Below are 13,272 nucleotides of genomic sequence, written 5' to 3' on the forward strand. Positions count from 1 at the left end.
CTGCTCTAGCCGAAGCTGTCATAATGAACCTGCGTGATCGGAACATCGGCGGCGCGCAGCAGCGACCTGACCGCGTTCACCATGACCGGCGGGCCGGCGACATAGAACTCGGCCGCCGCGGGATCCGGGATCGCGGCCTTGATGACATCGGTGACGAAGCCGGCCGCATGCGGCCAGCCGGACGGCGCGTGTTCGACCACGGGCAGGTAGCGCCCCTGGGGAATGCGCGCGATCGCGGTCTCGAGCATGTCATCGGCGGCGAGATCCGCCGGTGTACGGGCGCCGTAGATGACGTCCGCGGGCGATCCGAAATCGAGGCGCGCAGCCGCGGCCTCGCGCAGCATCGCCAGGATCGGCGCGATGCCGGTGCCTCCCGCCACGAACACCTTGCGGCCCGGCTGTCGACGCAGCGTGCAGGCGCCGAACGGCGCCTCGATGGTGATCTGCGCGCCTGGGATCAACGCGGCGAGCGCGTTGCTGCCCGTGCCGCCATCGTAGCGCTTGGCAATGAACTGCAGGACGTTGCTGCCCGGCAGGTTGCACATCGAGTAGCAGCGCCGCAGCCCTTCGCCGAGATGCAGGATCGCATACTGACCCGGCCGGAAGTCGATCGGTTCGGCCGTCTCGAAGCTGAACTGGCGGGTCTCCGGCGCGAGATCGTCGACGCCGCGCAAGGTCGCCTGTTGCTCGACGCATCGCGGCGTCGGTGCGGACCAGTCGCCGGGACCGCGGCCGATCGTGACGTCCGAGATCGCGCGGGACTGACAGGCCAGGATGCGGTTGCGTCGTGCGTCGCGCGGATTGACCGCCGGCGCGCCGGGAAAGATCAGATCGACCTGCCCATCGATGAGCGTCACCTTGCAGGCACCGCAACTGCCCCAGCCGCATTCGTAAGGCAGCGCGACGCCCCCGCGTCGCGCTGCCTGAAGGATGGTGTCATGGCCGGCCGCGTCGATCGCGACACCGTCGGGCTCGATGCGGAGTTGCCGGGTCATCCACGCCATCCTTTCGGCTTGGGCGGTCGGTGCAGCATGCCGACCGCGTCTGCCAGACTACAAGCCGCAATCCGCGATCAGCCTCGCCTGGGCCGTCATGGTCCGCTCCAGGATCGCCCGTGCATCGTCGGCGCCGGGCGCGGTCGAAAGTGCCTCGCTGAGGCCGCGCGCGGCGCGTTCGCCGAGCGGCATCCACTTCGCGACCCACTCCCGCAGCAGAACCGCGTGCTCCGGGACCTTGCCGGTGGCGTAGCGCACCAGGGCCTTGGTGGTCTCGACCGCATAGGCTTCGTCGTAGTTGCGGAAGTCGTCGTGCAGCAGCGCCAGCAGGTCGTCGTCGTTCGTGCGCGCCAGATCGGCGATCTCGCGATTGAAGACGTGATCGAAGATCGGCCGCAGCACCAGATTGCGGGACACGAACGCTTCGCCCCAATCGTAGGCGATCAGCTGCTTCTCGATCAGCTCGCGCAGGCCCTGCCATTGCGGCGCCTGCGTCCAGACGGTACGGGCAATGTTGCTGTCGGCGAGCTCCGGGCGGCCGGTGTCGAGCGCCAGCGCCTTGGCCAGATAGGCCTGGCGCTGCACCCGCCGCATCTCGTTGCCCATCTGGAAGTAGAAGGTGTTGGTCACGAACGCCGACGGCGCCATCTGCGCGACATAGGCCGCGCTCATCTGCATCGCGTGTCCCGGGAAACGCACCGGCAGATAGGCCTGGCCGAGGAAGTCGAGCCACGGCGCGGACAGTTTGCGATAACTCTCCTGGCGCTCGAACTCGTCGATCAGGTTGTCGCAATAGACCTCGCGATCCTTCTGGTCAGTGACATAGCGGCGATAGGTGTAGGTGAGGGGATCGCGATAGCCCTCCCAGTCGTCCAGCGCGAATTTCGAGCCTTCGCGATGCCTGAGATAGAACTGGTTGATCGACCAGTTCTCGGACAGCTCGAACGGTGCCGGCGCGCGGCGGAAGTGACTGTGGAACTTGTAGGTGACGGCCTCGTATTCCGACGGCAGCCGGCGCTCGGTCCACAGGCTCCAGGTCTTCTTCTGCTTGCGCGCAGCCGGCTTCGCGGTCATCGCGGTCATGACATATCCTCCCGGAATTTGTTATGTGTGGATGGTCCAGACCCATTCGTCGTCCATCGACTCGAGCCGTCCGCCGAACGACACCAGGCTCGGCTCGATCTCGGCAAGCCGGAATGGCCGCCCCAGCGCCGCCTGCATGCTCTTCTGCGTCAGGCGGAAATTCCGGTCGGCCTGGACGCGGACATAGCCGCCGCGGTCCTCGATGACGATCTCGACGTCCGGATTGTCCTGCTCGCTCGCCGCGATCACGGCGTCGATGATGTCCTCGTCGACGCCCCTGATGACGGGGCCGACCAGTTTCGGTGCTGCTGTCGTGGTCATGGGCTTGTCCTATGCGTCCTGCTCGGTCTTGTGGCGGAGGCGGCGCAGCCGTCCGTCGTTGGGCACGCCGACCAGAATCGCTTCGCCGTCCTTCTTCACCGCGTAGCGGAAGAGGCGGCAGTCGCGCGGGTTGAGGCCGCGGCCGTCATCCATGCTGAACTCCCACTCATGGGCCGAGCAGGTGATGGTGCCGGCTTCGAAATCGACCTTGCCGTCCGCCAGCAGGATCTCCTGGTGCGGGCACATGCCCTGGAAGCAACGCAACTCGCCGCCAGGAAGCTGCATCACGATCACTTCCTCGCCGTCGACCTCGACGCCGATGAAATCACCTTCCCAAAGGTCGTCCAAGGTCGCGACCTGCCTCCACGTCACGTCGGCATCGTCAGACATAGGCCACCTCGATCCAATCCATCGGCTGGATTCCGGACTGCGCCACCGTCATCGCGGACGGCAGCTCGCGACCGTTGTAGTAGACGCATTTCGAGGCGTTCTTCTCGGCGACGCGCAGTCCGACCGCGTGCTGGGCGACCTTGTCGGCCACGATGCTCATGCTATCGCCGTCGTCGACGGGGATCAGCAGGACGACGAAGTCGCCGCGGAAGTTGGCTTGGAGCGGGAACAGGGCCACGCTTACCTCCCAGATTTGTTGTTATATCTGTGGTCGTGTCGGGTGGTGCGTCGCTCGTAAGCGGCGCCTGTCAATTCATGCTGGGCGGATCATTCGGCCGCGAGGCGAGACGCGCCATTCCAGGCGTAGCTCTGCGCGTCATTGCCGGCGACATCGGGCGTGATGCCCATATATTGCAGCGCGCCTTCCAGGGTCGGCGGCTGGATGTGTCCGGCCAGGAAACGGTCCACGATCGAGAGATGGGTGTCGTAGCGCTCGGGCTGGCTCTTCCACACCCATTCGCAGACTTCGCAGCAGAAGTTCAGCTTGCGACCGTTGTGCGTGGTGATCCGCGGCGCCTGGCCGATGCTCGGGCTGCAGATCGGAATGTGGCAACAGTTGCAGACGACCGGCAGCGTCGCCGGATAGGTCTTTTCGATCTGGCCGGTGCGGACATTGTCGCCGATCACGTCCCACAGCTTGCCGAAGCGGTCGTTCCAGCCGGGATATTTCTGCTCGAGCCAGTCACGCTCGGCCGCGGACACGCCCGCATCGGGATTCCACCACACCGTCGGCCGCCAGAACCAGACGCCCATGTGATAGGCGTGATGGACCCAGTCGAGCTCGGGCAGGAAGTGCTTTTCCCAATACCACGGCACGTTCATGCCGAGGTCCTTGAACTGGTCCATGAACTGCCGGCAGATCCAGTCCTGCATGAACTCCTTGAACGACATCGTCCGGCTTTCCAGCGGCGTGTAGTAGTCCATGGAGATGCCGGTCAGCAGCGCGAACAGCTTCCACGACCGCCAGAACATCTGGTCGACCATCTTCTGCGCCTCGGCCTTCTTGCCGTTGTTGATCATGATCTTCAAGGTCGGCTCGCCCTGCTGCGAATGCCGCGCCTCGTCGGTCTGGATCGAGGAAATCAGCGCACCGAACTCGATGTCGCCGACATGCAGCGCATCCGAGGCCATGCCGAGGAACTGCAGGTTGGTGAAGCCGGTCTCGAAGGTGAAGGTCAGCTGGATCGCCGTCGACACCGCATCATTGGCGGTGAACATGTCGTCGAACAGGCTGCGCGCCGCGATCACGCCCCACTCATTGGTGTGCATCGCCTTGTGGGCCCAGTCGAATTGCGGATCCTTCGCCAGCAGGCAATAGGGGAAGTAGATCTGCGCCTGGCCGTGGCGGCATTCGTCGAGGGTGCCGAAGGTCGCCATGTTGCGCCAGGCAGCGGCGCGGCCGAACCGCGCCATGCGCGCCTCGCCGATCGAGGCGAAATATTCCGGAACCGGAATGGCGCCGTAATGCGCCTTGATCGCCGACTTCCAGCCGGCATCGAGATTGTCGTACAGATTGGAGCGCGCGATCGTCGAGCGGATCGAGTAGATGCCGTCGTCCTTGCCGGCCTGGTTGTGGACGTACTCGCGGTAGGTCAGCTTGTACGGCTCGTCCCAGCCCCACCATTGCTCGCCGTGGATGCCGAAGCTCTTTGAAAGCTCCTCGGGAAAGACCTCGTCCTCGCTGACATAGGAGAAGGCCCAGTTCATGTCGCGGGCTGTGTCGTAATAGTCCCGCCGCTGCAGCTTCGGCATGCGTTGCTCCTCCCGAGCGATGTGATCGTTGTTCTTGGTTGCGTTCCGCGCCGCCGCCCTTGGATGAGCGGACTTTGCGCGGCTCGTGTCGATGACGGACGATCCTCAGTAATAGAGGCCGAGAGATCGTCGCTCGATGCATTGATGGCCAGTCTAGGGGGCGTTCTTTGGTTTTTCTTTGGTCATCATCGCGTGCGAATTGATGGCTCGCATGTTGGCTCATGATCGCATGCGGATGCATTCCTGCCGCTGCGTCAGCATGCAGATGATGGATTGCGGCGTGGGGCGAAAATCGACGATGTCGCGCGTCAATGCGTCGGCTCGCTGATGCGAGGCCGGTTCAAGCGACGCGAGCGACGGTCATGACGGGGCGCATGAACGCGCCGCATTTCGGCGGACCGGAGTCGGCGACGGATCGATGCAGGGGAGGCGAAGCCAGGGGACGCCCGCCGCAGATCAGCGGCTGCGGCCGACGACGTGCAGCAGGAGGCCGTCCAGCGCATCGGTGATCGGGATCTGGCAGGCTAGGCGGCTCTCCGGCCGGACGTCCGCGGCCTCGAACTCGAGCAGGTCGGCCTCGATGTCGCCGGCGGGGCCGACGCGCTCCAGCCATGCCTTGTCGACGTGGCAATGGCACGTGGCGCAGATGCAGGACCCGCCGCATTCGCCGATGATGCCATCGACACCATTGCGCTTCGCCGCCTGCATGGCGCTCTCGCCGGGCTCGGCCTCGACAAGGCGCACGGTGCCGTCGGGCTCGATGAAGGTGATTCTGGGCATGGGTCGTTGCGTGTCCTTAGATGAACTGCCGGCCGCCGTCGATGATCAGGGTCTGACCGGTGATGAAGGCCGCGGCCGGCGACGCGAAGAACAGCGCGCCGCCGACCATGTCGTCGACGTCGGCGGCGCGCTTCAGGGCACCGCGGGACACGCCATATTCGGCGGCGTTCTCCATCAGGCCGAGGCTGGCCTCGGTGAGCGTGAAGCCGGGCGCGATGACGTTGACCGTGATCCTGTCGTCGCCGAGCTCGCGCGCCAGCGCACGCGTCATCGCAATGACGGCGCCTTTCGACGTGACGTAGTGCAGCCACATCGGCGAGCCGCTCATGACGGTGGCCGACGAGACGTTGACGATCGCGCCACCGCCGGCGCGTCGCAGCAGTGGCGCGGCCGCCTTGCTCATCATCCATACGCCCTTGATGTTGACGCGCATCACCCGGTCCCACTCGGCCTCCGGGATTGCCTCGAAGCCGCGGCGTTCGAGCCCGGCATAGATCGCGGCATTGTTGACCAGCACGTCGAGGCCGCTCATGCGCGCCAGCGCGAATTGCGCCAGCGCCGCGGTGGACGTCTCGTTCGCGACGTCGACCTCCGCCGCGTGCGCCTTGCCGCCGCGGTCGCGGATCAGCCGCGCGGTGTCGTCGGCGCCGCCGAGACGGATGTCGGCGGCGACGATCTCGGCGCCGGCCGCAGCAAAGGCGAGCGCGAATCCGCGGCCCAGCCCGCCGGCCGCGCCGGTGACGATGACGCGCTTGCCTTGCAGTTGGATCGGACTCATGTGGCAACCTCGATGTGCAGCAGATCCGCCATGAACGCAGACGCCGTGCCCTCGGCGATCAGCGCCCGGGCCATGGTGGTGCCGGCCTCGGTCAGCATCGACGGCAGCACGAAGCTTTCCAGCATCGCGAGCGTCTCCTTCGGCGGCGTATCGAACCAGCCGCCGATCGTCGCGACCCCATGGCCGGTGAAGCGCCACAGCTTGTCGGCGTCTTTCATCAGCGCATCCTCATGCGAGATCGCCGTCTTTCGGGTGTCGTGGCCGTCGATGATCGCCAGGATGGTCTCGACTCTTAGCCCAGGGATCGCCAGCCGTGCGAATGCCTCGGCTGCGATCTTCACGCCTTCGATTTCGTGGGCACGTTGCAGCTCGGGATATCTGGGATTGGGGCCGACGGCGGCGGCGAGCTGCTCGGGCGGGAATTTCTTCCAGCCGACGTCGTGCATGAGGATCGCCGGCAGCACCACGGCGGCGTCCGCGTCGGGATGGATCCGCAGCAGCGCCTGGCCGAGACGATAGGAGATCAGCGTATGCTCGTCGTTGGAGCGGACGTCCAGCCACGGCCGCGCTGCGAGCCAGATCGGCAGATCCTGTTCGCGCAGGAAATGCATCATCGCAGCTCCGCGTCGTAGGTGAGATAGATGGTCTTGTATTCGAGATAGTCCTCGATGCCGTAGCGACCCTTCTCGCGGCCGATTCCGCTCTGCTTCATGCCTCCGAACGGAGCGCGCTGGTTCGAGCGCTGGATGTCGTTGACCCACACGGAGCCGGCTTCGAGGCGCTCGGCCAGGGTCAGTCCTGTCGCCAGGTTGCGCGAGAACACGAAGGCGGCCAGTCCATAGACCGTCGCATTCGCGAGCCGCAGCGCCTCGGTGCGATCGTCGAACGGGGCGACACCAAGCACGGGGCCGAACGTTTCCTCGGTCATGACGAGCGCGGAGGGGGGCGCATCGGCGATCACGGTCGGCGGCAGGAACCAGCCCTTGTCGTAGAGTCCGCCCGTCAACCGGACGCCGCCGGTCAGCACGGTTGCGCCATTGGCACGGGCATCGGCGATCTGCCGCTCGCTGTTGCGGTAGATCTTCTCGTTGATGAGCGGTCCCAGCGCGCAATTCGAGGTCAGGCCGTTGCCGACGTCGAGCTGCGCGACCTTGTCGGCGAGCGCAGCGAGAAAGGCCGCGTAGATGGGGCGCTCGACATAGACGCGATTGACGCGGTAGCAAAACTGGCCGGAATTGGCGAAGGCGTGACGGGCGATCGCAGCAGCCGCTGCGCCGATATCGGCGTCGGCGCAGACGATGGCCGGACACTGGCCGCCGAGCTCGAGGGTGACGCGCTTCATCGTTCCGGCTGCAGCAGCAGCGATCGCCTTGCCGGCCCTGGTGCCGCCGGTGAACGCAATCTTGCGCGGCGTCGGATGCGCGATCATCTGCATGCCGAGGTCAGGGCCGCGACCGGTCACGGCATTGAAGCAGCCGTCCGGAAACCCAGCGGCCCGAAAGAGTTCAGCGAGCCGCAAGGTCGACAGCGGCGTGTCCTCGGCGGGCTTGGCGACGACGGTGCAACCGGCCATCAGCGCGGCGCCGAGCTTGAAGCAGAGCAGCGTCACCGGATAGTTGAAGGGCGTGATCGCGACCACGACGCCGACCGGCTCGCGTGTGATGATGATCTTTTCGCCGGCCACACCCGTCAGCGGCATCTCGGCGTGCAGGCGCAGGCCTTCCTCGGCATAGACGTCGAGCAGTTCGGCCGAGCGCTGAATTTCGCTGACGGCTCCCGCCAGCGGACGGCCGAGCTCCCTGGTCAGCAGGCGACCGAGCTCACCGGCACTCTCGCGCATCAGCCGCGCCGCGTTCCTCTGCAGGCGGGCGCGCTCTGCCACGGGCGTTGTTTTCCACGATTGGAATGCGATGTCGGCCGCGTTGATGGCGGCATCGACATCCGCGCGCCCGGCCTCCGGAACGCTGTCGACCGTCTCGCCCGTTGCCGGATCGACGACGTCGAAGGTCGCGCCGCTTTGGGCTGCAACCCAGCGGCCGTCGATGAACATGTCCATGTCCGCGGCCCCAGGTTCAGATCAGGTCGAGCATCAGCGCGGCACGGGTCTCGCCCAACGCCTCCTCGGCCATCAGTCGTCCGGCTTCGGTCTCGAGCACGGCGAGCTGCGCCGTCAGGCGCGACGCATATTGGCGCGGCGTCATCTTGAACCAGTCGCAGGCCACCGCAACGCCGGTGGTCGTGTAGCGCCACAGCTTGTCGGCGTCGCGCACGATCCGGTCGTTCAGCGAGCGCGGGTAGGGGCGAGTGTCGTGGCCGTCGATGATCTCGCCGACCGCGACGATGATGTTCTCCGGCCAATCGGCCTGTTCGAGGACGTCGCGTGACATGCGGACGCCTTCGCTTTCGTGGAGAAAGCGCACATCGGACTGCATCATGTTGGGACCGAATCCCTTCTCGATGATGTCCTTCATGTCGATCGTGTACCAGCCGATGTCGTGCAGGATGATTGCGAGCGAAACGATGTCCTCGTCTGCGTCCGGATATTGAGCGAGCAGCTTGCGTGCATACGCATAGGACAGGGGAATGTGGACGTCGTTCTTGCGCGCGCGCATGTACGGCTCGCTGATGCGCCAGACTTCGTCATAGCGGTTGCCGACATCGGACCTATCGAGCATTGCAATGTTCCATATGCGGAGAGAGGCCGGCGCCGCCGGCCTCTCTCGATTGGGTCAGGACAGGATGGTCACTTCGCCGGTCGAGCCGTTGACGCGCAGCATCTGTCCGTTCTTGATCGAGGAGCTGGCGCGTCCCGTGCCGGTGACGGCGGGCAGGCCGTATTCGCGGCACACGATCGCGGCGTGGGACATCATGCCGCCGATGTCGGTGACGATCGCGTTGATCTTGCCGAAGATCGGCGCCCAGCTCGGCGCGGTGACCGGCGCGACCAGGATTTCGCCCTGCTGGATCTGGCCGAGATCATCGGCGGAGCGCACCACGCGGGCGCGGCCCTCGACGATGCCGGGGGAAGCGGCCATGCCGGACAGCTTGGTGGTGTTGGCGGCGCCATCGAGCCAGCGGCCGATGCTCTCCGTGGTGATGCCCCACAGCATGATCGTGAACGGCTCGGTGATGACATCGGGCGGATTGTTGAGCGCAGGCTGCGGCGGCGTCGTCGCGAGCGCAGCCAGGATCTTTTTCCGCCGCTCGATCTCGGGCGGCCAATAGGTCGGACCGATCGCCGGTGCGCCGACGGCCCAGCCATTGCCGTAGTCGAACAGCGCGTCGCGGACTTCCTGACGGTTCAGATAGAACAGGTCGTCGGCGTCCTTCCAGAAGCCGGCATCGCGGAAGATGGCGCCGAGCTCACGCATCTTGCGCCAGAATACGCTCATCGACCAATGCTCGATGTAGAAATTGTGGTTCTCGACATAGGGGAACACGGTCCGGGCGAGCCCGAGCTTGCCCTCGAAGGCTGCGCGGGCGTCGGCATCGAGCATCTCGGCATATTCGGACGTGATGCGGTCGCGCTCTTTGGCAATGGCCTCCGTCGGCCGGTCGATCTCCTCTCCCCGCTGCACGCGGACGACGTAGTCCCTGACATAGCCGAGCGGGATGTCGAGATGCTCGATCCAGTACTTGTCGGTCGAGTAGAAGCCGTTGCCGGAGGTGAAGTTGAACCAGGGATCCTGCGCCTCGTTCCAGGCCGTCAGCCATTCGGCGCCGTTCGGCGCACGGCCGACCGCGGCCAGCGCCTCGTCGACCGATCCGCTCTTCAGGGCATCGGCGACACCGAGCTTCACGGCGAGCTTGGCGAGCTTCTTCAACTCGTCGTCCGGACGGAACAGGTCGACTTCCACGCCCTGCACCATCTTGGCGATCGCCTGATCGGGAATGGTGGGGAATTGCCCCTTCATGAAGCTGAAGAAGTCGAGATAGGCCGCGTAGCCGAGATTCAGGAACTCGAAATGGTACTGCCAGGTCTTGTAGAGCAGCTGGATCGCCCGGTCGTAGGTCTCCATCAGCGCGTAGGTGTTGTCGAGGCCGACACCCGCCGTGATCCACTCCAGCGGCACGGCTTCGGGCAGCGGCTCGAAATTGAGCGCCTCGAGATCGGCGATGTTGGCGCGGACCTTCTTGTCCCAGTTCGCCAGCAGGCGGTCCCAGTTCTGGAAGTAGTAGCCGGCGCGCTCCAAGAAATGCGGTACGCGACCAGCGATCAGCTCGGGCGCCACCGCCACCGGGCTCATGTAGCAATAGCCATTGTGGATGCGGTACTCGACGCCGTTCGCCGGCGGGATCAGATAGTGCCGCGTGTTGTACTGGCCGAGACACTTGACCGCGAACTCGACGGTGACGGCGTCGAACGGCTTGAACGGGCTCGGCCAGTGCTGCGAGTCGCAGAACCAGAACTTGCCGTCCTCCTTGTCGCGCAGGCTGTTCTGGAACTGGAGATAATAGGGATAGAGCTTCTCCCAGCCCTCGGCGCCGACCGGCGTCTTCAGGTCATAGGGACTTGGGAATTTCGCATGCGCCGTCATTGTCGTTTCCCCTCGGTTTCTCTGTTGCTTGTTGTCGTGATGCTCACCGCTTGGCCTGGACCGGGGCCAGCAGCGTTCCAAGTACACCCGCAATCCCGGTCTCGTAGATCGCGGTCGACTGCTTCTTCTTCTGGCTCCAGACGGTCTCCGGCCGGCTCTGCAGCGCCACGAGGTTCTCATCTTCAGGGAGATCGGCGTCGATCGCCCATTCGACGTCCTGCGGACAGCCCATGCTGCGCTCGAGCGACTTGGCGAGCCTGGCGACGGCGAGCACCTGGGCATTGGTCAGGGAGGGCAGGGTGCGGCGCTCCGGCGCGATTACGCGCTCGACGGTCCGGCGCTCGGCGCGATCGGCGACGAGTTCGAAATCCTTCTCGGCGATGCGGTGCTTGATGACCTGCAGAAGCACCTTCTCGACGACGAAATTGTCGGGCGTGATTTCGCCGGAGACCACCGGCTCACCGAGCCCGAAGGCGGAATCGATCACGATCTTGGTGCGGTCGCCGTTGATCGGATCCAGCGTCATCGCCACGCCCGCGGCGGCGGCGTTGACCATCTTCTGGACGCCGACCGACATCAGCACGTCGATCTGGCCGAGCCCGTTCTCGGCACGGTAGGAGATCGCGCGCGCGTTGAAGAGGCTGGCCCAGCACGCCTTGACCTTCTCGACCACGGCGTCCTCGCCGACCACCCAGAGATAGGTATCCTGCTGGCCGGCGAAGCTGGCGTCGGGCAGATCCTCGGCGGTTGCCGACGAGCGCACCGCCACCGGCAACTGACCGTCGGGCGACATCCGGCGATACGCCTCGCGGATCGCCTGCTCGACCGCGCCCGGCATCGGCTGTGCCATGATTGCGTCGCGGATCTCGTGCGACAACTTCTCTTCGTCATCGACATCGTCGAGCACGATCCGCGAGAGGCGCTCGCTGATCGTCGTCTCGAGTCCGTTGCTTCGAAGATGAAGGGCGTAGGCGTCGGTCGCGACCGCAAATCCCGCGGGAACGCGCACGCCCTGTGCGATCATGCGCGCCAGGCTCGCGCATTTGCCGCCGATGCGCGGGAAGTCGTCCTCGCGTGCGGCTTCGAATGGCACGATGAAGGATGCGGCTGCGTTGGCGCCCATGCGTCTGTTCCCCACCTTATGGCCCGGATCGGCTCCGGACTTGTTGTTGCTTGTGAAACGCGGCCCAATGACGATCGACGTGTCAGGCCACGTCCCACTCGATCCGAAGCGCCGTCGGCACGCGGAACGAGATGTTGTGAACGAAGTCGATGGTCTGGTCGGCAGCGAGCCGGAGACCAGGAAGCCTGCAGGTCAGCTCGCCGAGCGCGATCGCGAACTCGATGCGGGCCAGCTGCTGGCCGACGCAGGTGTGAATGCCGTAGCCGAAGGCCAGATGGCTTCTCGCGTCGGTGCGCCGGACGTCGAAACGGGTCGGCGCGGAGAACACCGCCTCGTCGCGATTGGCGGAGCCGATGAGCAGGAGGATATTGGAATCCTTCGGCACCGGCACGCCGCCGATCTGGGTGTCCTTCAGGGCGCGTCGGCGCCAGGCCACGATCGACGGGCTGAAGCGCAAGCACTCCTCGACCGCATTCGGAATGAGCTGCGGCTCGGCGATGATGGCTTCCCAGTTGTCGCGCCGCTGCAGCAACTCGCGCATGCCGTTGGCCATCAAGGTCGTCGTGGTCTCGTGGCCGGCGAACAGTGCGCTGTAGAGAACGCCGGCGATCTCCTCGTCGCTGATCTCGGCGCCGTCCTTCTGCAGTCGGACCAGATCGCCCGGCAGATCGTCGGTCGGATCGTCGTGGCGCTGACGCACCAGCGCGCGGCAGTAGGTCCAGTATTCGACCATGTTGCGCGCATGCACGATCTGCTCGTCGTCGCTGAGGTCGCCCCAGGTCAGCAGCGCGCGGCTCACCGCCCAGGACTTCACGCGCGGCACGTCCATATTGGGAATGCCGACCAGCTTGAACAGCACCAGCGCCGGCACATCATAGGCAAACTCGCGGAAGAAGTCGGCATGTCCGCGATCGGCGAAGGCATCGATCGCCTGGTTGACGATCGCCTTGATCTCCGGCTCGATCGCCCTGAACCGACGCGGCCCGAAGCAGCCCTGTACCAGCTTGCGGATGCGGGTGTGATCGGGCGGTACCCGCGCCGACAGGCCGGAATAGGCGGTGAAGCCGCCCTCGCGCATGATGCGCTTGCCTTCCTCGCACATCGGGCGAAGCGGGGCCTGGGCGTTCTCCGAGGAGAATGTGCGCCAGTCGTCGAACACGGCCTTGATGTCGGCGTGGCGCGCGACGACGTAGTATTTCAGCTCGTCGGAGAAGAAGACCGGCGCCTCGGCGCGGGCCCATTCATAGAACGGGAACGGATCGCGCATCTCGAAGGGATCGAAGTCTTTGGCGGCGTCGCTATAGGGGCACCGCGCCAGCTGAGCTGCCGAACCGGGCATGTCGTCCTCCCATTCGCCGCCCTTGCTGGCGACGTTGTCATGGGCTCACTCTAAGCGGCGGCCTTTGGGTTTTCTTTAGCCCTTAACTGTATGACAAATTGAGATAAATCGTC

The 13,272-nt window shown here is 65.3% G+C and carries 14 protein-coding genes; all 14 read right to left on the minus strand.

The features are described from left to right. Positions 1–5 precede the first annotated feature (5 nt). Positions 6–995: a 2Fe-2S iron-sulfur cluster binding domain-containing protein gene (locus QW863_RS28220; RefSeq protein WP_315716256.1), complete on the minus strand. Its 990-nt coding sequence runs from the start codon at positions 993–995 to the stop codon at positions 6–8. Between the two features lie 57 nt (positions 996–1,052). Next, positions 1,053–2,078 carry a toluene hydroxylase gene (locus tag QW863_RS28225; protein WP_315716255.1) on the minus strand — a complete coding sequence of 342 codons (1,026 nt, stop codon included), beginning with the start codon at positions 2,076–2,078 and terminating at the stop codon, positions 1,053–1,055. 21 nt (positions 2,079–2,099) lie between these two features. Further along, positions 2,100–2,399 carry an MmoB/DmpM family protein gene (locus QW863_RS28230; protein ID WP_315716254.1) on the minus strand — a complete coding sequence of 100 codons (300 nt, stop codon included), beginning with the start codon at positions 2,397–2,399 and terminating at the stop codon, positions 2,100–2,102. A gap of 9 nt (positions 2,400–2,408) precedes the next feature. Continuing rightward, on the minus strand, positions 2,409–2,789 hold the full coding sequence (locus tag QW863_RS28235; protein WP_315716252.1) for a Rieske 2Fe-2S domain-containing protein: 381 nt from the start codon (positions 2,787–2,789) through the stop codon (positions 2,409–2,411). Next, positions 2,782–3,027 (minus strand): toluene-4-monooxygenase system B family protein, encoded by a 246-nt coding sequence (locus tag QW863_RS28240; protein ID WP_315716251.1) that lies wholly within the window; start codon positions 3,025–3,027, stop codon positions 2,782–2,784. The genes QW863_RS28235 and QW863_RS28240 overlap by 8 nt, the downstream gene beginning before the upstream one ends. Before the next feature lie 89 nt (positions 3,028–3,116). Beyond that, the gene (locus tag QW863_RS28245) at positions 3,117–4,601 is read right to left on the minus strand and encodes an aromatic/alkene/methane monooxygenase hydroxylase/oxygenase subunit alpha (RefSeq protein WP_315716250.1); all 1,485 of its coding nucleotides are present in this window, start codon (positions 4,599–4,601) and stop codon (positions 3,117–3,119) included. Positions 4,602–5,057: 456 nt separating this feature from the next. Next, positions 5,058–5,381: a 2Fe-2S iron-sulfur cluster-binding protein gene (locus tag QW863_RS28250; protein WP_315716249.1), complete on the minus strand. Its 324-nt coding sequence runs from the start codon at positions 5,379–5,381 to the stop codon at positions 5,058–5,060. A 16-nt stretch (positions 5,382–5,397) separates the two neighbouring features. Next, positions 5,398–6,159: an SDR family NAD(P)-dependent oxidoreductase gene (locus QW863_RS28255; protein ID WP_315716248.1), complete on the minus strand. Its 762-nt coding sequence runs from the start codon at positions 6,157–6,159 to the stop codon at positions 5,398–5,400. Next, positions 6,156–6,773 (minus strand): HD domain-containing protein, encoded by a 618-nt coding sequence (locus tag QW863_RS28260; protein WP_315716247.1) that lies wholly within the window; start codon positions 6,771–6,773, stop codon positions 6,156–6,158. Before QW863_RS28260 ends, QW863_RS28255 begins: the two co-directional genes overlap by 4 nt. Further along, the gene (locus QW863_RS28265; protein ID WP_315716246.1) at positions 6,770–8,215 is read right to left on the minus strand and encodes an aldehyde dehydrogenase family protein; all 1,446 of its coding nucleotides are present in this window, start codon (positions 8,213–8,215) and stop codon (positions 6,770–6,772) included. Before QW863_RS28265 ends, QW863_RS28260 begins: the two co-directional genes overlap by 4 nt. A gap of 16 nt (positions 8,216–8,231) precedes the next feature. After that, entirely contained in the window at positions 8,232–8,834 is a 603-nt protein-coding gene (locus QW863_RS28270; RefSeq protein ID WP_315716245.1) for an HD domain-containing protein, read from the minus strand. A 54-nt stretch (positions 8,835–8,888) separates the two neighbouring features. Continuing rightward, the gene (locus QW863_RS28275) at positions 8,889–10,697 is read right to left on the minus strand and encodes a PEP-utilizing enzyme (RefSeq protein ID WP_315716244.1); all 1,809 of its coding nucleotides are present in this window, start codon (positions 10,695–10,697) and stop codon (positions 8,889–8,891) included. 43 nt (positions 10,698–10,740) lie between these two features. Then, positions 10,741–11,820, minus strand: a complete 1,080-nt coding sequence (locus QW863_RS28280; protein ID WP_315716243.1) for a PEP/pyruvate-binding domain-containing protein — start codon at positions 11,818–11,820, stop codon at positions 10,741–10,743. Positions 11,821–11,902: 82 nt separating this feature from the next. Continuing rightward, on the minus strand, positions 11,903–13,159 hold the full coding sequence (locus QW863_RS28285) for a cytochrome P450 (protein ID WP_315716242.1): 1,257 nt from the start codon (positions 13,157–13,159) through the stop codon (positions 11,903–11,905). Positions 13,160–13,272 lie beyond the last annotated feature (113 nt).

Origin of the sequence: Bradyrhizobium sp. SZCCHNR1017 (assembly GCF_032381375.1) — a bacterium.
Lineage (GTDB): Bacteria > Pseudomonadota > Alphaproteobacteria > Rhizobiales > Xanthobacteraceae > Bradyrhizobium.